At 35.2% G+C, this 22,036-nt stretch carries 20 protein-coding genes and 1 pseudogene; 4 read left to right on the top strand and 17 right to left on the bottom strand.

Annotated features, from left to right (window positions below; genetic code table 11):
• Positions 1–243 precede the first annotated feature (243 nt).
• Entirely contained in the window at positions 244–1,401 is a 1,158-nt protein-coding gene (locus EGX70_RS08300; protein ID WP_000746021.1) for a hypothetical protein, read from the top strand.
• A 431-nt stretch (positions 1,402–1,832) separates the two neighbouring features.
• Here the strand turns inward: EGX70_RS08300 and EGX70_RS11315 are convergent.
• A pseudogene (locus EGX70_RS11315) lies at positions 1,833–1,937 on the bottom strand (DUF3102 domain-containing protein); the annotation flags it as partial.
• 498 nt (positions 1,938–2,435) lie between these two features.
• Here EGX70_RS11315 and EGX70_RS08295 point away from each other — a divergent pair.
• Positions 2,436–3,602, top strand: coding sequence for a site-specific integrase (locus EGX70_RS08295; RefSeq protein WP_000700115.1), 1,167 nt, complete (start codon positions 2,436–2,438; stop codon positions 3,600–3,602).
• A gap of 107 nt (positions 3,603–3,709) precedes the next feature.
• Here EGX70_RS08295 and rpsD read toward each other — a convergent pair whose 3' ends face one another.
• From rpsD to mnmA, 8 genes are all read right to left on the bottom strand, one after another.
• The gene (gene rpsD, locus EGX70_RS08290) at positions 3,710–4,321 is read right to left on the bottom strand and encodes a 30S ribosomal protein S4 (RefSeq protein ID WP_000092759.1); all 612 of its coding nucleotides are present in this window, start codon (positions 4,319–4,321) and stop codon (positions 3,710–3,712) included.
• 329 nt (positions 4,322–4,650) lie between these two features.
• Positions 4,651–4,938, bottom strand: coding sequence for a Veg family protein (locus tag EGX70_RS08285; protein ID WP_001278152.1), 288 nt, complete (start codon positions 4,936–4,938; stop codon positions 4,651–4,653).
• 11 nt (positions 4,939–4,949) lie between these two features.
• Positions 4,950–6,305, bottom strand: coding sequence for a replicative DNA helicase (gene dnaB / locus EGX70_RS08280; RefSeq protein WP_000852645.1), 1,356 nt, complete (start codon positions 6,303–6,305; stop codon positions 4,950–4,952).
• Between the two features lie 42 nt (positions 6,306–6,347).
• Positions 6,348–6,800, bottom strand: coding sequence for a 50S ribosomal protein L9 (gene rplI / locus EGX70_RS08275; RefSeq protein ID WP_000864243.1), 453 nt, complete (start codon positions 6,798–6,800; stop codon positions 6,348–6,350).
• A 5-nt stretch (positions 6,801–6,805) separates the two neighbouring features.
• Positions 6,806–8,788, bottom strand: a complete 1,983-nt coding sequence (locus EGX70_RS08270; RefSeq protein ID WP_123948069.1) for a DHH family phosphoesterase — start codon at positions 8,786–8,788, stop codon at positions 6,806–6,808.
• A 66-nt stretch (positions 8,789–8,854) separates the two neighbouring features.
• A complete protein-coding gene (mnmG, locus tag EGX70_RS08265; RefSeq protein ID WP_000149489.1) occupies positions 8,855–10,756 on the bottom strand; it encodes a tRNA uridine-5-carboxymethylaminomethyl(34) synthesis enzyme MnmG in 1,902 nt (633 codons plus the stop codon).
• Between the two features lie 169 nt (positions 10,757–10,925).
• Entirely contained in the window at positions 10,926–11,537 is a 612-nt protein-coding gene (locus tag EGX70_RS08260; protein WP_000623752.1) for a MarC family protein, read from the bottom strand.
• A 31-nt stretch (positions 11,538–11,568) separates the two neighbouring features.
• Positions 11,569–12,690 (bottom strand): tRNA 2-thiouridine(34) synthase MnmA, encoded by a 1,122-nt coding sequence (gene mnmA / locus EGX70_RS08255; RefSeq protein ID WP_000131751.1) that lies wholly within the window; start codon positions 12,688–12,690, stop codon positions 11,569–11,571.
• Positions 12,691–12,935: 245 nt separating this feature from the next.
• On the opposite strand from mnmA, the gene sdaAB reads away from it, so the two are divergent.
• Together sdaAB and sdaAA are read left to right on the top strand one after the other, a co-directional pair.
• A complete protein-coding gene (gene sdaAB, locus EGX70_RS08250; RefSeq protein WP_000681579.1) occupies positions 12,936–13,604 on the top strand; it encodes an L-serine ammonia-lyase, iron-sulfur-dependent subunit beta in 669 nt (222 codons plus the stop codon).
• Positions 13,605–13,618: 14 nt separating this feature from the next.
• Positions 13,619–14,491 carry an L-serine ammonia-lyase, iron-sulfur-dependent, subunit alpha gene (gene sdaAA / locus EGX70_RS08245; protein WP_000500148.1) on the top strand — a complete coding sequence of 291 codons (873 nt, stop codon included), beginning with the start codon at positions 13,619–13,621 and terminating at the stop codon, positions 14,489–14,491.
• Positions 14,492–14,624: 133 nt separating this feature from the next.
• On the opposite strand, the gene EGX70_RS08240 is transcribed toward sdaAA, so the two are convergent.
• The 8 genes from EGX70_RS08240 to EGX70_RS08205 all read right to left on the bottom strand — a co-directional run bounded on the left by EGX70_RS08240 (position 14,625) and on the right by EGX70_RS08205 (position 21,798).
• On the bottom strand, positions 14,625–15,299 hold the full coding sequence (locus tag EGX70_RS08240; protein ID WP_001042665.1) for a transglycosylase SLT domain-containing protein: 675 nt from the start codon (positions 15,297–15,299) through the stop codon (positions 14,625–14,627).
• A gap of 105 nt (positions 15,300–15,404) precedes the next feature.
• A complete protein-coding gene (locus EGX70_RS08235) occupies positions 15,405–15,944 on the bottom strand; it encodes a LysM peptidoglycan-binding domain-containing protein (protein ID WP_000029069.1) in 540 nt (179 codons plus the stop codon).
• 215 nt (positions 15,945–16,159) lie between these two features.
• Positions 16,160–16,954, bottom strand: a complete 795-nt coding sequence (locus tag EGX70_RS08230; protein ID WP_000359358.1) for an energy-coupling factor transporter transmembrane protein EcfT — start codon at positions 16,952–16,954, stop codon at positions 16,160–16,162.
• On the bottom strand, positions 16,947–17,789 hold the full coding sequence (locus EGX70_RS08225) for an energy-coupling factor transporter ATPase (RefSeq protein ID WP_000510606.1): 843 nt from the start codon (positions 17,787–17,789) through the stop codon (positions 16,947–16,949). Before EGX70_RS08225 ends, EGX70_RS08230 begins: the two co-directional genes overlap by 8 nt.
• Positions 17,765–18,604: an energy-coupling factor ABC transporter ATP-binding protein gene (locus EGX70_RS08220; RefSeq protein ID WP_000181758.1), complete on the bottom strand. Its 840-nt coding sequence runs from the start codon at positions 18,602–18,604 to the stop codon at positions 17,765–17,767. Before EGX70_RS08220 ends, EGX70_RS08225 begins: the two co-directional genes overlap by 25 nt.
• A complete protein-coding gene (gene pgsA, locus EGX70_RS08215) occupies positions 18,604–19,146 on the bottom strand; it encodes a CDP-diacylglycerol--glycerol-3-phosphate 3-phosphatidyltransferase (protein ID WP_000239225.1) in 543 nt (180 codons plus the stop codon). Before pgsA ends, EGX70_RS08220 begins: the two co-directional genes overlap by 1 nt.
• Before the next feature lie 122 nt (positions 19,147–19,268).
• Complete coding sequence (locus EGX70_RS08210) at positions 19,269–20,552, bottom strand: pitrilysin family protein (RefSeq protein WP_000217762.1); 1,284 nt, start codon at positions 20,550–20,552, stop codon at positions 19,269–19,271.
• A gap of 19 nt (positions 20,553–20,571) precedes the next feature.
• Entirely contained in the window at positions 20,572–21,798 is a 1,227-nt protein-coding gene (locus tag EGX70_RS08205) for a pitrilysin family protein (protein WP_123948067.1), read from the bottom strand.
• Between the last annotated feature and the right edge of the window lie 238 nt (positions 21,799–22,036).

Raw genomic sequence — 22,036 nt, 5'->3', positions numbered from 1 at the left:
CTATTTTCAAGGGTTTCATCTATATAAATAAAACCATGGTATCTGTATTTAAACGCTTTATACAAAGAAATTTATTGAATTTATTGACGGTGGGGATACCCCAAATGTTTTTAAAAAGCTTATTTTTTATTTTTCTTTACTAACGCCAAAAGAAAGGGAAAGCATAATAAATATTTTAGAGGGACTAGCGGGTTTAGATATTGATTTTCCGCATTAACTCACGCGCATAGAGGAGAAACAAACATGAAAAAGAGAATTATTGTTGTGCTGGTCGCATTGCTAGCTATTGGTGGTGGTTCAGCTTATTATTTCCTAAGTTACGCCCCTCACCAAGAGGCTGTCACAAACTTTAATAAAGCTGTTCAGACAGTTAAGTCAAAGAATAAGACGCTAAAAAGTGAGATTGCCAAAGCTGAAAAGCTCGTTAAGTCAAACCAGCAGCCGCTAGATGTAAGGACTTTAGACAACCTAAAAGCAGCAGTAGCAACTGCCAAAAGTGACTTAAGAGAAATTCCAAAGGTAGCAGATAAAACCGAAGCTATCAAGAAACAAACCAAGTCGCTTAATCAACCAATAGATTATTCAAAAGCTACTCAGTCTTTAGCTGATAGTTCTTTAGCATATACAAATAGTGTTAAGCAACTAGCCCAAATAACCAATCCCAGTCAAAGTTTTGTTGAGGAGCGCTTAAAAGAGATTGATACAGTTACAGGCGTTCAGTCAGTGACAGAAAGCAATGACCCTAATGGAAAACTAAATAAACAAGGTGGTTATACTGCCTCAATCTACTTTACTGATAACCAGGTAACTGAAGCTGTAGAAGGTAAGGATGTGCTCGATAAGGGGACCGATGCAGGAGGAAATATTGAGGTTTTTAAAACCAAAGAAGAAGCAGAAAAACGTAATATATACCTGAGTGCATTTGACAGTGCAGGTATGTTTAATCCAGGTTCTCACTATGTATTTGGAACTGTTGTTATTAGGACATCTCACTATCTAACAGCAAGCCAACAGAAATCTTTAACACAAAAAATATATGAAAAATTGATAGAAATTAAATCAAAAAATTCTGGTTCTACCAAAGACTCCAAGAAGAAAGAAGTTAGCAAAGATAATACAAAAACAAGTACACAAGAACAGCCTGCACCTTCATCAACTACGGACAAAAGTCAGGAATCACAGTCAAGCAGTGAAACTTCAAATAGTGGTGGTAGAGGTGGCACTCGGGGTGTGGAAGATTCAAGTGATACATCTTCATCAAGTGAAATGACGGAAGAGGAATTAAATTCTGCAATTAAGGAAATCCAAGACTCAAGAGATTACTATGCACCGAATGAATTTGAAAATCAGGTTGGTGACACAACTAGCAGTGATAATGGAGATAGTACTTATCATCCATGAGTTATTCCCTCAATATGAAACACCGTTTACTATATTTCTCTTACTTCGCTCTAGCTTCAAGCCAATTTCTCGGAGTTCGCTCTCTGTTCACACTCGAAATTCCATCATTTTTCACCAAATAATTATCTTTAACAACCTTTTAGGAGAGCCGAAAAGTCCGATTTCTGAATACTATATGCTAAAAAAGTCTACTGATCTTAGAAGCTATCACAACGGAAAAAATAAATTAATAAACGACCGATATATCAAGTTTTTTCAAGTTCTTTAAGTGAATTTACCGAGCGTTTTAGGACTATTGAAATAGGTTGACGTATTATGTTGGCACGTACCAACATTTAGGGACTACAGCAACATGTCAACGGAGTTGCCAAATCTCTCAACGTTGAACGATTCAGGAGCGTCAGCCTTCCACCATAGGAAGCCATAGGTTATTCAAGCTGTTCTTGCTTTTGGTCATCTGGAAGGGTAGCGATGAGGTAGAGGGCTGAACTACCTAAATTACTCAACGTTGAATAATTTGGAAGTTCTTTTGCTACTGTCTGTGTTAATTTTGCTTATAAATGTGATGAGATTGCTATTCTAAACGTTTTAATTCATCCAAAAATTCACATCTCCTTTCTAGTTTTTCTCCCTGGGGAGGGGGGTCGTGTGAGAAAAAAAGCGAATATTTGGACAGTTGACCCTTCCCACCGGTTTCCAAACTCGGATTGAACAACATTTTTTAATGATGGGGGGTAACCTTAAAGGAATAGCCATGAATGAATTACAATTTTTGATATATACGGCTAACAATAGCCAAGAGACAGCCAGCTTTTCTGGGCTATCTAAAAATTTACCAACTTACTAAAACCAAACAAAAAAAGACCTCGCAAGTTTTCCACGCTCGCAAGGTCTTAAAAAACAACAATATTATATCACAATTTTCTATTTATAATATTTCGGATATTAACCCGATACCGTTATTATACCATGATATAAACTAATCTAAAACCCTTTTAATAATAGCTTGCCTGCTGATGGAAAGGTTTATAATCGTGAAAATAAATGAAGTAAAAAAGAAAGATGGTACGGTAATTTATCGTGCCAGTGTTTATCTTGGTACTGATAAAGTAACAGGTAAGAAAGTAACCACTAAAATAACAGGACGAACTAAGAAAGAAGTTAGAGAAAAAGCTAAGCAAGGAGCTGTTGAGTTTATAAAAAATGGTTCTACTCGCTTCAAAGCTACTTCCGTAACAAGCTATCAGGAACTTGCAACCTTATGGTGGGATAGTTACAAACATACCGTAAAATACAATACTCAGCTAGCTACTGAAAAGCTGTTAACCGTTCATGTCATACCAATTTTTGGAGCATATAAGCTTGATAAGTTAACGACACCACTTATACAGTCTATCATCAATAAACTAGCTGATAAAACTAATAAAGGAGAAAGAAAAGCTTATCTCCATTATGACAGAATACACGCGCTAAATAAACGTATACTACAATATGGTGTTATCATGCAAGCTATACCATTCAACCCTGCTCGTGAGGTCATTCTCCCTCGCAACACTAAGAAAGCTAACACTAAAAGAGTAAAGCATTTTGAAAATGATGAGCTAAGAACATTTTTCAACTACTTAAACAATCTAGATAAAAGTAAATATAGAAACTTCTACGAAGTCACACTTTATAAGTTTTTGTTAGCTACAGGTTGTCGCATTAATGAAGCGTTAGCTCTAAACTGGTCAGATATCGACTTGGATAATGCCGTTGTTCATATCACAAAAACGCTAAATTACAAGCAAGAAATTAATAGTCCAAAGTCAAAGTCAAGCTATCGTGATATTGACATAGATAGTCAAACAATTACAATGCTTAAGCAGTATAGACGAAGACAGATTCAAGAAGCATGGAAGTTAGGTCGTTCAGAAACAGTGGTATTTTCTGATTTTATCCATAAGTACCCCAACAATAGAACCTTACAAACTCGATTAAGAACACATTTTAAAAGAGCGAATGTACCGAATATAGGCTTTCATGGTTTTCGTCACACTCACGCTAGTTTATTGCTCAACACAGGTATCCCCTACAAAGAACTCCAATATAGGTTAGGGCACTCTACTCTATCTATGACTATGGATATTTATAGCCATTTATCAAAAGAGAATGCAAAAAAAGCTGTCTCATTCTTTGAAACAGCAATTAACTCAATATAGCAAAAAAATCAAAAGTTAGCAAAAAAGTAAGCAAACCCAGAAATCAATGTTTTAAGATAAGAGAAAAAGCCCACTGTTGTAGGCTTTCAGTAAGTTTAATCTTAAAATTAAAGCATTTTGTTGTAGAATTCAACGACAAGTGCTTCATTGATTTCTGGGTTAATTTCATCGCGTTCTGGAAGGCGAGTCAATGAACCTTCAAGTTTTTCAGCATCAAATGATACGAAAGCTGGACGTCCTAAAGTAGCTTCAACAGCTTCAAGGATAGCAGGTACTTTCATTGATTTTTCACGAACTGAAATAACTTGTCCTGGAGTAACGCGGTATGATGGGATATCAACACGTTTACCATCAACAAGGATATGACCATGGTTAACAAATTGACGAGCTTGGCGACGAGTTGTTGCAAGTCCTAAACGATAAACAACGTTATCAAGACGACGCTCTAAAAGAACCATAAAGTTGAAACCAAGAGTTCCTTCTTTTGCTTTAGTAGCTTGTACGAACAAGTTACGGAATTGTTTTTCACCAAGTCCGTATGAAAAACGAAGTTTTTGTTTCTCAGCTAACTGCAAGCCATATTCTGAAAGCTTGCTACGGTTATTAGGACCGTGTTGACCAGGTACGTAGTTACGACGTGCCAATTCTTTACCTGTGCCTGTAAGTGATAAACCAAGGCGACGTGATTGTTTCCATGATGGACCAGTATAACGTGACATCTAAATGTCCTCCTCTAAAATAATTGAGGAAATAACGATTTAAAAAATCCTGATTCGTGCAGGGGATTTTCGCCTAAACAGCAAAGGGTACTAGATTAGTTAACCACCTGTTGACGAGCTTCATATTTTTCTGCTGTTATTTCACACAAGCTATATTATATCATGAAAATAATATTGAATCAAGTTTTTATGTCTCTTAAACCTTAAATACAAATAGACATCTAATAAGTATTTCCGATTATAATAAGAAAGATTCTTAATTCTAACCACCAATAGAGAATTAGTAAATTTTTTTATAGAAACAAAAAACCTCAGTCGAGGTTTTCATACTATTCTGCTGACTCGTCATCAAAATAACGAATTAAAGTTTTCTCAGTTAAAATATCTGAATAAGTGTAAGACTCTACATAAGTATTATCAATTGCTCCTGGTACAGCTGCAGTATCCTTATACTCTACGATAAACAAAGATGGGTAAACTTCAATTAGGCGCCCAATTTTATTTTTTTCCCTCTTACGACCATTTTCGAGAGTAAGTTCGACCATCTGTCCCTCATGTGACTTGATATCTTCTTTTATTTTTTTCATTTTTGCAACATCTGCAAATGCATCACTCATATTAACATCTCCTATTCTTCAAATTGAGCTATACTAGAAAATTTATTATATTCCTTTTGAAACATTAATTTTACTGTCCCACGCGCACCAGCACGGTTCTTTTCTAAAATAACCTCAACGGTATTATCTTCTACAATTTCCTCTGCTTCTTCGCCCTCTCTACGATAATAATCATCTCGATATAAGAAAGCAACAATGTCAGCATCTTGTTCAATCGATCCAGATTCACGAATATCAGATAAGACCGGTCGTTTATCCTGCCTTTGCTCAACCCCACGAGAGAGCTGGCTTAATGCGATAACAGGAACCTTTAATTCTTTAGCTAAAATCTTCAACTGCCTTGAAATTTCAGAAACTTCTTGCTGACGATTTTCTGGTCTAGTTCCTGAAATTAATTGGAGGTAGTCAATGACGATTAAACCCAAACCATCATCAACTTCTTGAGATAACTTCCTAGAGCGTGCTCTAATTTCTGTAATTTTAATCCCGGGCGTATCATCAATATAAATTGGCGCATCCGCCAAAGCTCCTTGAGCAATCGTTACATTATTCCAATCTTGATCCGTCAACTGACCAGTTCGTAAACTATGAGAATCAACCATTCCCTCTGCTGCCAACATACGGTCAACTAAACTCTCAGCCCCCATTTCAAGTGAAAAAATAGCTACAGGTCTATTTTGTTTAGTTCCAACATTTTGAGCAATATTTAAAACAAAGGCTGTTTTACCTACTGCAGGACGAGCCGCTAAGATGATTAATTGATCTGGATGTAAACCTGTAGTAATCCTGTCTAAATCTCTAAATCCAGTTGGTAAACCTGTGACATCTGAGGTTTGCTGTGAACGTAATTCTAAGTTTTCGTAATTAACTTTTAAAACATCAGATATCTTTCTAAACCCGCTACGATTACTGTGTTCGTTAATATCAACTAAAGCCTTCTCAGCGGTAGCAATAATTTCATCAGAATCATTTCCTTCATAGGCCATGTTGACAGTATCTGTCAACTTAGAAATGATATCTCGCAACATGGCTTTCTCAGAAACTATTTTGGCATAAAACTCCGCATTAGCACTTGTTGGAACACTATTAACTAATTCAACAATATAGCCCAACCCACCAATGTTTTGAAGATCACCTTGGTCATCTAAAATATTTCTAACAGTAGCAGCATCAATTGCATCATTTCTATCAGCTAAGGTAATCATCGCTCTGAAGATAACTTTGTGTGAATATTTATAAAAGTCATCTGGACTTATAAATTCTCTCACCATAATCAGTTTCTCTGGTGAGATAAAGATAGATCCTAAAACGGCCTGTTCTGCCAACAGGTCTTGAGGTTGTACTCTTAGCTCAGATACTTCTGCCAAACTTCATTCCTCCTGACTTGTCAACCTTTATCATCTCTCAGTTTACGCTTCTTTGATATCAAGCTTAATCTGTGAAGAAACCTGTTTATGTAATTTTACTGGTACTTCAACCTTACCAATCGCTCTAATAGTATGATCTAAATCAATATGACGTTTGTCAATTTTAATGCCGTATTGTTTTTGTAACTCTTCAGCAATCTTTTTGGCTGTGATAGAACCAAACGTACGACCATCTGGACCTACCTTTTCAATAAATTGCACTCGTGTAGTTTCGGATTCTAATTGTGTTTTCAGCTCCTGTGCCTGTGCTAAAATTTCTGCTTGCGCTTTTTCTTCGGACTTTTGTTTTCCTTTTAATTCACCGATAGCTTGTGTCGTTGCTTCTTTAGCTAGATTCTTTTTTAATAAGAAATTTTGAGCATAACCAGTAGGTACTTCCTTAACCTCACCTTTTTTTCCTTTCCCCTTAACATCTTGTAAAAAAATAACTTTCATCTCAATTAATCCCTTCTATTTTCGACTGTACTATTTTCTCTTAAATCTTCGTCAATTATTTCCAGTAACATACGTCTAACTTGCTTTACAGACTTGTCTTGTATTTGACAAGCAGCAAAACTAAAATGTCCGCCACCACCAAGTTTTTCCATAATGCGCTGGACATTGATATTATTTCTACTGCGCGCTGAAATACCAATATTTGAACTGTTTTTAGTAATAACAAAAGTAGCCTCAATACCTGCCATTGTCAACATGGTGTCAGCTGCTTTACTAGCTATAACATGCGAGTAAACTTTATGTTCTTCTCCGGTAGCAACAATGATGTTATCATAAATACGCTCACCTTTTAAAATCAATTCATTAATTAAACGATATTCATCAAAATCTGTAGCTGATATTTTTTGAATAGCCATACTATTACTACCTAAACCGCGTAAATAGCTTGCCACATCAAAAGTTCTACTCGTTACATTAGATGCAAAATTTCTTGTATCAAGCATGATACCAGCCATTAAAATACTTGCTTGACTGCGGCTTAATTTATCTTTAGCTTGTTGAAATTGAATCAATTCTGTAACTAATTCGCTGGCACTACTTGCGCCACTTTCTATAAATGAAAGGACAGCATTTTGGGGAAAATCTTCATCTCTTCTATGATGATCTACCACAATAACATCTGCAAACTTGTTAAAGAATTCCTTAGATAAGGTTAAAGCTGTTTTAGAATGGTCTACCATGACTAATAAAGAATTTTGAGTAATTAATTCAAAAGCTCTCTCAACACTTACGAGACGTGTTTCGCCGTCTTCTTGCAAGTAATCAATTGCTCTTTCAATATCAGAATTCATGTCATTTGGGTCATAAACTACATAACTGGCATTAACAATATTACTAGCAAAAAATTGCATCCCTACAGATGCACCTAGTGCATCCATGTCCAATTTCCTGTGTCCCACAATAAAGACACTATCAACTACTTTCAAACGGTCAGAAATAGCAGTCATCATAGCTCTAGTACGTGTTCGTGAACGTTTAATAGTTGAAACAGCACCACCACCAAAGTAAAGTGCTTTTTTACTACTATCATTTTCACGTACTACTATTTGATCTCCTCCGCGAACGAGTGCTGTATTAAGATTTTCTAAAGCAATTTGCCCAATTTGATTATGGTTACCATCACCATAAGAAATTCCCATACTTAATGTTAATGATAAATGGTTTTCCTGAGCGCGTTTTCGAAACTCATTTAAAATATCAAATTTATCTTTTATCAATGTATTTAAAACACTATAGTCGGTAAAAATATAGTATCGATCCATATTGACACGACGATAAAAAATATTTTTAGACTGGGTAAAATCAGAAATAAAACTAGTCACGAAGGCGTTAATCTTTGACATATCAGCCTCTAACATAGTATCCATAATATCATCGTAGTTATCAATGGAAATAATACCAATAACTGGACGTAGCATTGAACTATCATAGTTTCTTCTATTCCCCATGAAATTATCGAAGAAATAGAAAACACCCGTCTCTGTATCCAAATAAGCTGAATATTTGTTATCACCGTATTCAAATGATTGCCCAGCCGTTCCATTACGTCTACTAGTAATGATGTCTTTAACAGTAGCAGACTGAAAATGACCATTATCCCCAGTAAAAATCAATTCTGCATAAGGGTTAAACCACTCAATATCATTTGTTTCAAGATCAAATTGTATAACACCAACTGGCATTTGTTCAAGAAGACTCTTAAGAGAAACTTCTGTTTGATCATTAAGTAATTCAATTTGTTCAACTTCAGATAGTTCATAAGTTATCTTTTGGTAATATAATAAGGCAACAACAAAAGATAAAGCAACAAAAATAGCCAATAATAGAGCCGTATAGGATTGAAATAACCTAACACAAATAGCTAATAGTCCAAATAAAATCAGGCCTATTAAAACTAAATGGACGGTTGCAAAACGAAATCTTTTCATTAAATAACCTCTTAAGACCTAATTATAACACAAAACGCCCCTGATAAACAGGGGCGAACACTATTATCAATTGATATTTTTACGACCTTTTTGTCTTCCTTCAAGGTAAACCATTAAAATACTAATATCGGCTGGATTAACTCCTGAAATACGACTAGCCTGACCTAGCGTTTCTGGGTTAATTTTTTTGAATTTTTGTCTAGCTTCTGTTGCGATAGAATCAATGTCATCCCAGTCAATATGAGGGGGAATACGTTTTTCTTCCATTCGTTTCATTTTTGCAACTTGATCTAAAGCTTTTTTAATATAGCCTTCGTATTTAATTTCAGTTTCCAAAAGTTCAATAACCTTACTGTCTAATGGCTCATCAGTACAACCAACAAAATCCGTTGCTACTGCATATGTGATTTGTGGGCGGCGCATAAATTCTTTGGCAGTTAAAGCATCTGTCAAAGGTTTAAAACCCAATTCTTGAATCCGTTTATTTGTCTCAGAAACTGGCTTTAACTTTATAGAATCTAAACGTTCTAATTCATTTTCAAATTGCATTTGACGCTTTTTAAATATCGCATAACGCTCTTCATCTACTAGGCCAATCTCATAACCGATTTCTGTTAAACGCATATCTGCATTGTCATGACGAAGAATCAGACGATATTCTGCGCGACTTGTCAACAGACGATATGGTTCTAGAGTCCCTTTGGTAACTAAATCATCAATCATGACACCAATGTAAGCATCACTTCGTTTTAAAATAAGTTCTGGCTTCCCTTGAACTTTGAGAGCAGCGTTGATCCCAGCAACCAACCCTTGACCAGCAGCTTCTTCATAACCTGAAGTACCATTAGTCTGTCCTGCAGTAAACAAACCAGCAATTACTTTTGTTTCGAGTGTTGCTCTTAATTGATGAGGCAATACAATATCATACTCAATAGCATAGCCTGTACGCATCATTTCAGCATTTTCAAGCCCTTTTATAGAACGTAATAAATCAACTTGAACATCCTCAGGAAGACTCGTTGATAGCCCTTGAACATAAACTTCTTCAGTGTGTCTACCTTCTGGTTCTAAGAAGAGTTGGTGGCGCTCTTTATCAGCAAAACGCACAATTTTATCTTCAATTGACGGACAATATCGAGGACCAACTCCCTTAACGATTCCAGAAAACATAGGAGCACGGTGTAGATTTTGATTGATGATGTCATGACTCAAAGTATTCGTATAGGTCAACCAGCACGGTACCTGGTCAGTAATATAATCTTCATCTCTAGACATAAATGAAAAATGATTTGGTTGCTCATCCCCAGGTTGTATCTCTGTCTCTTCATAATTAATAGAGGAGGCTTTTACACGAGGAGGTGTTCCAGTTTTGAAACGACCAATTTCTAATCCTAGGTCTCTTAAATTATCTGCCAATGTCACAGAAGCTAAACTATTATTAGGACCCGAAGAGTACTTAAGCTCACCTAATATAATCTCTCCTCGAAGAGCAGTACCTGTTGTTATAACAACAGATTTTGCTGAAAATTTCTGATTAGTTGCTGTACGAACCCCCACAACCTTTCCATCCTCAACAAGTATTTCATCAATCATAGCTTGTCTTAAGGTAAGGTTTTCTTGCTTTTCTACAGTTTGCTTCATTGTTTGTGCATAGAGGGCTTTATCAGCTTGTGCTCTTAAGGCACGGACAGCAGGCCCCTTACCTGTATTAAGCATTTTCATTTGGATATAGGTTTTATCAATGTTTTTACCCATTTCACCACCTAAAGCGTCAATCTCTCTGACAACGATACCTTTAGCAGAGCCACCTATAGAAGGATTACAAGGCATAAATGCCAACATTTCTAAGTTGATAGTAGCTAGAAGTGTCTTACATCCCATACGACTAGCAGCTAGACTAGCTTCCACACCTGCATGACCCGCTCCAACAACAATAATATCATAGTTTTCTGCAAAATTATGTGTCATTTTATTCCTTTCCAATTTCAAAGTCTAATTCATTAAAACACAAAAATAGCCAAAACTCTCGAAAATTGTACGTCAAAAAGACTTACAAATTCCATGAGCTTTGACCATCATAGTTATTGTTAAATTTATTTTAGCATTTATCTTTTAAAAGTCAACCAGAGGGGACAGACTATGTTAAATGAAAACCAATTTTTATGCCTGTTATTAGCATCTCTATCCCGATAGTCATCAAAATAAGTCCCATCATTTTGGTGATTATAGTCATTGCATTTTTTCCAAGAAATTTAGTAATTTCGTTTGCACTTATTAAAATAACATACATTATCACACATAGTATGGCAAAAGCAAGTATAGTAATGAGTTTGCCAGATAAACCACCACTTGATAAACCCATAGCAGTTGCAATAGTACCCGGACCTGCCAAAAGGGGCATTGCTAATGGTGAAACTGCCACATTCATTGGATCATCCTTATGCTCCTCTAGGTTTTTATTGGTTGGTGAATGTATACCATTAATCATTTTATAACCTATAATGCCGACCAATATCCCACCAGATATTTTTAGGGCGGCTAGGGTAATCCCAAATAAGTTAAAAAGTAAGTGGCCACTTAATACAAAGATTACAATAATGACAAAAGCAAGTAATACTCCTTTTGCTGCAATTCGACGTGAAATCTTCTGATCATCATCAGCTACTAAAGCCATAAAAGCTGGCAAATTAGAAATGGGATTCATAATGGCGAAAAAAGCCATGAAAGCTAAAATAAATTTTGAAATCATACGATTACCTCACTTAATAATTAAGTGTCAATTAAATGTATTGACAGATTTTATCATCACGATAAGCCTGATCAATCATCCCACCACCTAAACATTCTTGTTCATTATAAAAAACAACAGCTTGACCTGGTGTGATTGCTCGTTGTAAATCATCAAACACAACCCTTGCTTGATTACCTTTTACGTAAACTGTAACTTTACTGTCAGGTTGACGATATCTGAACTTAGCCGTACATTCTAGCTTAAATTCATTAGGCATATCACGTGTAAAGTGGATTTCAGAAGCTGTCAAGCTAGTTGACATCAATGAGTCATGATAGAAACCTTGACCGACATAAAGAATATTTTTACTTAAATCCTTTCCAACTACAAACCAAGGTTTATTATCTCCACCATGTTGCCCACCAATACCAAGGCCCCCTCTTTGACCAATAGTATAATACATTAAACCAGCATGTTCACCCATGTCACGACCATCAACAGTCATCATACGACCTGGTTGAGCCGGTAAATATTGACCCAGGAAATCCTTGAAATTTTTTTCTCCAATAAAACAAATACCAGTAGAGTCTTTTTTCTTAGCGGTCGCAAGTCCTGCTTCTTCAGCTATACGGCGAACTTCTGGTTTTTGTAAATGACCAAGTGGAAATAACGTTTTTTGCAATTGCTCCTGAGATAATTGACTTAGAAAATAAGTTTGATCCTTATTATTATCTACTCCTCTGAGCATATGAACTATTCCGTTTTTATCACGTGTTACTTGTGCATAATGACCTGTTGCTACATAGTCAGCACCTAATGTCATCGCATAATCTAGAAATGCTTTAAATTTAATTTCCTTATTACACATAACATCTGGGTTTGGGGTACGACCTGCTCGATATTCTGCTAAAAAATATTCGAAAACCCTGTCCCAATACTCTTTTTCAAAGTTGACAGAGTAGTATGGTATGCCGATCTGATCAGCAACAGCAGCAACATCTTTATAATCTTCAGTAGCCGTACAAACACCAAATTCATCTGTGTCATCCCAATTTTTCATAAAAACACCAATAACATCATAACCTTGCTCTTTTAAAAGTAGGGCAGTTACTGATGAATCAACACCTCCACTCATGCCTACAACGACACGAATGTTTGAATTATCAGTCATAAGAATTCTCCCATCAAAAAGTTTTATTTTTAACTTAGGCTTGAAGGGCCAAGTTGTTCTTAGATCAATCATATTGACTAAGAAACACTATAAAAGTGCTTATATATTATAGCACTATTTGTTGTCAAGTTGTATGTTTTTGTTATGATAAATATTTATTACATTGCAGTTTTTTTATCTTTTTATGATATTTTTTAGAAATAATCTGTTATAATGAGAATGTACAAAAATCACGAGGAAAAACTATGAAACATTTAAAATTTCAATCGGTCTTCGACATTATCGGTCCTGTTATGATTGGACCATCAAGTAGTCATACTGCAGGAGCTGTCCGCATTGGCAAAGTTGTCCATTCTATTTTTGGTGAACCTAGTGAAGTAACCTTTCATTTATACAATTCTTTTGCTAAAACTTACCAAGGACACGGTACTGATAAAGCATTGGTTGCAGGGATTCTAGGAATGGATACAGATAATCCAGATATTAAAAACTCTCTTGAAATTGCTCATCAAAAAGGAATTAAGATTTACTGGGATATCCTAAAAGATAGTAATTCACCACATCCAAATACTGCGAAAATAACTGTTAAAAATGGGGATAGGAGCATGAGTATTACAGGAGTGTCAATTGGTGGCGGAAACATCCAAGTTACTGAGTTGAATGGATTCTCAGTTTCATTAACAATGAATACTCCTACTTTAATTATCGTTCATCAAGATATACCTGGCATGATTGCTAAAGTAACTGATATTTTATCTGACTTTAACATTAATATTGCTCAAATGAATGTAACACGCGAAAGTGCAGGAGAAAAAGCTATCATGATTATAGAAGTAGATTCACGAGATTGTCAACAAGCTGTCAAAAAGATAGAAGCTATTCCTCATTTACACAATGTCAACTTCTTTGATTAAGAGAAAGGGTAACTATGTTTTATACAATTGAAGAGCTGGTAGAGCAAGCTAATAGCCAACATAAGGGTAACATAGCAGAGCTCATGATCCAAACGGAAATTGAAATGACTGGTAGAAGTCGTGAAGAAATTCGTTATATTATGTCCCGAAACCTTGAGGTTATGAAAGCTTCTGTTATTGATGGATTGACCCCTAGTAAATCAATCAGTGGTTTAACAGGCGGTGATGCTGTCAAGATGGATCAATATTTACAATCAGGAAAAACTATTTCAGATACCACAATCCTAGCTGCCGTTAGGAATGCTATGGCTGTTAATGAGTTAAATGCTAAGATGGGACTGGTCTGTGCAACACCAACTGCAGGTAGTGCAGGATGTTTACCAGCTGTGATTTCTACAGCCATTGAAAAGCTTAATTTAACAGAAGAAGAGCAACTTAATTTTCTATTTACAGCCGGCGCATTTGGTCTTGTCATTGGTAATAATGCCTCTATCTCAGGTGCAGAAGGAGGTTGCCAAGCTGAAGTTGGGTCAGCTAGTGCTATGGCTGCGGCTGCTTTAGTTATGGCTGCTGGAGGTACTCCTTTCCAAGCTAGCCAAGCTATAGCATTTGTTATTAAAAATATGCTTGGACTTATCTGTGACCCTGTTGCAGGTTTAGTTGAAGTCCCTTGTGTGAAGCGGAATGCTCTTGGATCAAGTTTTGCACTTGTTGCTGCTGATATGGCCTTGGCTGGTATTGAATCGCAAATTCCAGTAGATGAAGTTATTGATGCAATGTATCAAGTTGGATCAAGTTTACCGACTGCTTTTCGTGAAACTGCAGAAGGAGGACTTGCTGCCACGCCGACAGGAAGACGTTATAGCAAAGAAATTTTTGGGGAATAAAGTTTATCAATTTTCTAATCTTTCCTAAAAATAAATTAAAACGCTACAGTAAAGCTGTAACGTTTTAATTTACTTGTTTTAGCAATTTGTAATTATTGTTGACAATAGTGTAAAGTTAATTTATAGCTATTCACTAGTAGCCCCAAGCCGATAAACCTTGAGCACGATAAGCTTTAATAGCTGAATTAACTTGATCCTGAACTGTAGCTGTTGAACCCCAACCTGGCATCGTTTGGAAAAGTCCTGAAGCTCCTGAGGCATTAGCAACGTTAGGATTACCATTTGATTCACGGGCAATAATATGTTCCCAAGTAGACTGAGGAACTCCCGTTGCAGCAGCCATTTGTGCTGCTGCTGCTGAGCCAATAGCCCCTGCAGTATTTCCATTGCTCAATACTTGGCCACTCGGCTGGTGTTGAGCAGGTCTATAAGTTGTCTCAGTAACAGCATAAGCTTGTTGTGCTTGACTGGTAGCAGGGGTATTTTCTGTTACAACTGCTTGTTCTACAGCTGCCTCTTCACTCGCAGTAACTTGTTGCTGAGAATTAGCTTCTGTAGATTGAGAACTTGGTTTTGGAGCCTGTTTTACACCTTCTACTTTTGATTTAGATGTTGCCTTATTCATTTTTGATTTTTTGGCTACGCGAACTTTATCTGCTTTTGACAAAGATTCAGTAGTAACTTGTGAACTTTTAAAGATGACCGTTACAGCCAAAATACATGAAAAAAGGGCTACTAAAGTGATAGCTCCGTAAGCTAAATGTTGTTTTTTTACATTCATTTTTGATAATTTTCTTCTTTTATTCATGTCACCTATATTATACTTTATTTGTTACTTAACAATTGAATAGATGTTAAAAATATTACAAAGAGATTTAATTTTAAGTAAATCTCTTTGTTTTATCAACTTTTATTAATACCAACCGTTACTATTCCAAAATGATAGCGCTGCCGACCAAGATCCGTAACGAGAAGCCACATAATTGTCCGCTACTTTTTCTTGATTTTCAGGAGATAAGTCGCCATTTAGGTAAGATTGAGACAGTTGATATCTTCCATAATATTGTCCATTCTGTGCAGTATAACTACCATTTGATTCACGACGAGCTATTTCTTCTTTTGCGGCTGAATCACTTGAACTCAAATTTGATGAAGAATTCATTGAATTTTCAATTGTTGGTTGAGATTTTGCTTCTGCTTGACTAGTTGTAGAATTATCCAATTTTAAAACATCACCTATACTGATGACGTCAGCGTTACTGATACTATTGAGAGACACTAACTCTTGTACCGTAGTTTTATGATTTTTAGCAATAGCTGATAAGGTATCACCTGATTTCACGGTATAAGATGCTGCGCTTACTGAAAGTGGTAAAGCTAATGAAGCACCCACTAAAAGACCTGCCACTCCTAATTTAAATGGTTTTGATTTTTTAACCGAGGTTATTGACATAATATATGCTCTCTTTCATTAATTGATACGCGTACTATCATACCTTGTAAATATTACTAATTGTTTTGCCTTAGATGAAATTTATTACAAATAAATTGTAAATTAATAAAGAAAAGGCCTCCAAAAAATAATTTTTAGTTTTCTTTAAGTAAAGTTGTTGAGCTTTTCACATTATATAAATGAAAAGGCTAAGACCATAAACTGATCTTAACCTTTTAATTTTTTAATAGAAACAAACTCAAACCCAATAATAACATAAGTAATATACTAAAAGTATCCCGAACAGTCCACTTCAATAAACGGTACTTACTACGATTGGCTCCGCCTTGATAACCTCTTGCTTCCATAGCAATTGCCAACGCATCTGCTCTTTTAAAACTAGAAGCAAATAATGGAATCAAAATAGGGATAATGGACTTAACCTTATGAATTAGGTTTCCCTCTCCAAAATCAACTCCACGAGCTCTTTGAGCATTCATGATACGTGTTGTATCATCCATTAAAGTAGGAACGAAACGTAAGCTAAGGGATAACATCAAACCAATCTCGTGTGCTGGTACTCTCAGTACTTCCAATGGTTTTAACAAAGATTCAACAGCATCTGCTAAACTTAACGGAGTAGTAGTTAAGGTAAGTAATGTCGAAAAGAAGATAATTAAAACAAATCTCATAAAAATAAGTGCTGCTTGTTGTAACCCAAGGCTAGTGATGCTAAAAATCCAAAACGAGAAGATAACCTGCCCGCCTTGTGCAAACAGCATCTGGAATAGGGTGGTAAATAAAATAATACCAACCATCGGTTTAATACCATTGAAAAAATAGGAAAATTTTATCTGAGATAAACCCACAATAACCAACGTAAAAATGAATACGATCACATTTGTCACTACATTATTTGCCCAAAAAACAATAATGATAAAAAGTAACATGGCTAGTAACTTACTTCGAGGATCTAATTTATGAATGAGAGAATTACCTGGTATGTAACGTCCCAAAATCAATTTATCCATGCTTAATAGCCTCCACAAATTCGTTAATAGTAATTGGTAAACTAGGTAAATTTAATCCCTTATGAGATAGTCTTTGAGCAAACTTGGTGATTTTGGGAACTCCTAATTGTTTACTTTCTAAAAGTTCTACTTCTTGAAAAATCTGTTTTGGTTGTCCTGATAAGGTTACTTTCCCTGCTTCTAAAACATACACATAGTCAGCATAATCCGCTACATCGTCCATTAAGTGAGTCACTAAGACGATAGTCATTCCTTTTTTATGAAGATTTTTAAAAAGAGTCATTAATTCTTTTCTTCCCTTAGGATCAAGTCCAGCTGTTGGCTCATCCAGTACTAGTACTTTGGGTTCCATCGCTAAAATACCAGCTATAGCAACCCGCCTCATCTGCCCTCCAGAAAGTTCAAATGGATTTTTATCGAATAAATCCTCACTAATACCAACTAACCTTAATTTTTCTTCAGCCAGCCTTTCAGCTTCAATCTGAGAAATACCAAAATTTTGTGGTCCAAAAGCAACATCCTTTAAAACTGTCTCTTCAAAAAGCTGACTTTCTGGAAATTGAAAAACTAAACCAACTTTTTGCCTTATAAATTTGATTTCTTTGTTCTTGTCCCCTGCTTTAATAGAAAAATCATCGACAATTACCTCACCTTTTGTAGGAATATGTAAACCATTCAAAAGTTGCATAATAGTTGATTTTCCAGAACCTGTGTGCCCAATGAATGCGGTATAGGAAGCATCTTCAATTTTCAGATTAACGTCAAAAAGGGCACGCCCTTCAAAAGGAGTGCCGGCTTGATAGGTATAACTTACATTTTTAAATTCAATTCCCATAATTGTTCTTCTAATTCCTTCTCTGTAAGATACTCTGTCCCTATATCAAGACCATTAGCAGCCAGTGCTGCCATTAACCTACTTGTAAAGGGAACATCTAAACCTAAACTAATCAAACGATTTCCACGACCAAATAACGCTTTTGGAGTGGATGTTGACTCAACTTTACCATTTTTCATAACGATGACACGATCACTCAATGCAACTTCATCTAAGTCGTGTGTAATTGAAATAACAGTAAGATTATATTTTTGACGAATAGCTCGTATCGTTCTTATCAGTTCCAATCGTCCCTCAGGATCAAGCATACTAGTCGCCTCATCCAAGATGATAACTTGTGGACGCATAGCTACAGCTCCTGCAATGGCTACACGCTGCTTTTGCCCTCCAGATAAACGTGCAGGCTCCCTCATTTTAAATTCAGACATGCCTACCAAATCAAGTGCTTGGCCCACTCTTTCTTTCATGTCTTTCAAAGGAATACCTTTATTTTCCAAACCAAAGGCGACGTCATCTTCAACAGTTGCCCCTACAAATTGGTTATCAGGATTTTGAAATACCATGCCAATCTTGTGACGTAACTCCCAGACATTATCTTCGGTTAACTCTTGTCCATCAATGATAATCTGGCCTGACTCCGCCTCTAAAAGCCCATCTATTAAACGAACAGTAGTGGATTTCCCAGAACCATTATGACCGATAATAGATAGCCATTCTCCTTGTTTCACATGAAACGATACATTCTCCAATTGATAATGTGTTTGATTACTATCATATTTAAAAAAGAGATTATTAACAGTAATAATATTTGTCATTATTTAAAAGTATCCTTAAATAAGAAGCCTGCACCTTTAAAATAGTCGTAGCCTGAATACAAGGTAAAGAATAAAGCAATGTATAACATGATGTTACCAAGTGTCATCCAATGTACTAACAAAAAAATAACTGCAAACATTTGAGTAGCCGTCTTTATTTTCCCTGGCATAGCTGCAGCAAGTACTGTTCCACCTGTTTCAACTAAAAGTAAACGCAAACCTGTAACTGCTAACTCTCTACAAATGATAATAGCTGAAACCCAAGCCGGTGCTAAGCCTAGTCCAACTAACATGATAAAAGCACTCATAACTAGCATTTTATCAGCTAATGGGTCTGCAAATTTCCCAAAATTTGTTACTACTTGCCATTTACGTGCTAGATAACCGTCTAGGTAATCGGTCAAGCTTGCAATAGCAAATACAATAGCTGCAACAATATGCCAAGTTGTACTTGTTGTTACTGAAGTTAATACTATAAATAACGGAATCATTAAAATTCTGACTACAGTTAATAGATTCGGAATATTTTCTTTCTTCACCATAAATTCTCCTTTTGGAAACATAGTATTCCTATATTATGTTATTTCAAAACTAGTAAAAGACTTTTGACATACCAACTTTATAGATGTCTAAGCTTCCTTATTATATCAAAATTTCAGATTATTTACGAAGATTTTGGAAAAATAACGAAGTCAGATGTGTCAGCATTATCTAAGAAATCCTTACCAATCGTAATGACATCTTCCAAGTCTAATTCTTCAACGATAGATGGCAAATCTAAATACATCGTTTTTCCATCATATAAATAGGTGACGAATTGCATTGCGAGATTTTCAATAGAATCTAAGCTCCTTAAAAAATCGCCATAGAGCTCTCTCTTAACGTTTTGTAAGTGGCTTTCGGTAAGATCAGATGATTGCAAAGCATTTTTTAGCAATAACCTCAACTGAGTTGAAAAAGCAATTGGCTCTGTCGTATCTAAAGAAATAATAACGCACTCAAAATCTGGATGAACTTCAATTTCTATATCAAAAGAGTCATCAATTTGACCAGATTCGTACCAGTCTTGATTAATTGTAGAAGTCCATCCTAAAAGCATTGCAAAAAATAGCTGTAATCCGATTTTCTCTTTTAGGTAAGAACCATGTCTCATATGACTTGATTTTCGATAACCAATAGCTAATTTAGGTTTTGTCACTGTCATATGGCAAGAGTTGTTTTTTATAACAGGTTCAAGACTAATAGAATCTCGGTCAATATTCTGTGAGTAATTTGTTAAATGAGAATTTTTTTGAAGGTAAGTTATAATTTCTTGTGGACTAAATTGTCCAACAAGAACTAAATTCATATTAGACAACTGATAAAAGTCTTTGTGATTTTCTTGTAAATCGGTTAAGGTTATTTGAGAGATTGATTGGTAATCTCCAGCGATATCAAATGCTAATGGAGAGTTGGGGTAAAGGTTCGATAACACTCCTTGATAAAGCCTATATTCTGGGTCATCTTGATACATTTCAATTTCTTGTTTGATAATGTCTTTTTCTTTAGTAATTGACTCTTCTGTAAAGTTTGTTGTCAATACAAAGTCAAGTAGTATATCTAAGCAGTTTGTAATGTGACTTATAGTTGAAAAATAAAAACTAGTTTTATCAAAAGTTGTAAAGGCATTACTCTCGGCGCCATATTTAGTAAATTGAGTTGCAGCGTCTTGTCCTTTATCCAGTTCAAATAATTTATGTTCTAAGAAGTGAGCAATTCCTGCCGGATAATGTTCTACACAACCATTCCTCGTATATCTTGTATGGAGTGATCCAAAATTTGCTGTCAATACTCCAACAGTTTCCTTAAATGATGGTTTTGGAATAAGGTATACATTTAGCCCGCTCTCTAATGTTAACTTATATACTTCCTCCTGAAGGTTCTGATAAGTTATTTTATTAACTGTCATCCTAGTTTCCTTCCAAAAATTAAAAAGCTTGTAATTTAAATTTTGTTGCTACGCTGACAATATCTGATTTTGTTACATCGTCCACTTTGTCAATGAATAGTGCTGAAGTATGAAACTGATCTAAATAATGTTCATGATAAATGTGGTCAACTATGACCTTAGGATTATCAGAAGCTAAAACATAGTTCATTTTCAATATATCTTTTGTTTGTTTCAATAATGTAGAAGAGAACCTGCCCATCTTAATATTATTGAATTGCTTATTAATAAGCTTCAAAAAACGCTCACGATTCTCTTTATCAATACCTGCATATATCGTAAAGAGACCTGTAAAGCTGTCAAATTGACTACCTATAGTATAGGCTAAACCTTGCTTTTCTCGAATTTCTGTAAACAACAAGGAATGGGCAAAAGCACCAAATAAACCGTTAAATACTATTAAAGCAAAATAATCTTCATCTTTATAAGTTATTGGAAGATGATAAGCCAATTGCATAATAGATTGATTAACGTCCTTATCTTCTACTTGACTTCTCGTGATATTTTCATAAGTCTGCGTATAATCAAAAGCTAATACTTTGTGACGTGGCTCAAATGCCATACGATTAAATGCCTGAATCATTCGATAGTCATCAAAATCTCCTACGACAAAAATATCTAATTGATCTTCCTTAAGCATCTTCTGAAATTCTTGATAAGCTGTAAATGAATTTTCTGATTCCACTAAAGATGCTGTACCATACTTAGGTAAACGAAGTGTCTTATTATTGTAGAATAAAGATTTTAGTGCTAAGTCACTGCTATAAAAATTATCTTCAATATCGGCCTCTAAATATTGAATAAGGTTTTTCTTCTCAGTATCAAAAATAGATGTTTGATACTGTTCTAAAGAAATTAAAGGAGAAAACAGCATATCCTCCAAGAATGTAATAATTTGTTCAACGATATTTTCTTGTTCTAAAGTAAAGGTATTTTTAACAAATACAATATCAATATCAACAATGTGAACAAGACCCTTAGTAGAAATCTTAGTTGATAAACTAGCACCATATAAGGAAGCTAACTTTTCTCGAAATTCTTGTACCTTAGGGTACTTAGCATTTGCAGTAACTAACATTTGAGCAACGAGCGATCTACGTGCTACTGTTTTATTATTAAAATCACCTGAAAATCGAAAAGTAAGATGATTAGTCTTAAATTGTTGGTTTTTAATTAAATGTAGAGAAACGCCTTCAACTATTTTCATTCAATATCCTTTGTGTTCTGTATTGTTAGCTAAGATTATATCATTTTTAAAGGCGTTAAAAAAGATTAAACATCCAAGATATGATTAATTCTAAATTTCAATCTTCTTCAAAATTGACAAAGTCGTCAACCAATATTTACTCCCATTTTTTATACCTTGTCTCCATATCATAAGTTCAACTCAAAAAATAATTTTATGCTATAATGATGTGATATCTAAAATTGGAGATTAAAAAGTC

The sequence above is a fragment of the Streptococcus sp. FDAARGOS_522 genome (genome assembly GCF_003812445.1).
Taxonomy (GTDB): Bacteria; Bacillota; Bacilli; order Lactobacillales; family Streptococcaceae; genus Streptococcus; species Streptococcus agalactiae.
The sequence above is the reverse complement of the archived record's forward strand: the minus strand, read 5'-3'. Positions and strand labels throughout refer to the sequence as shown.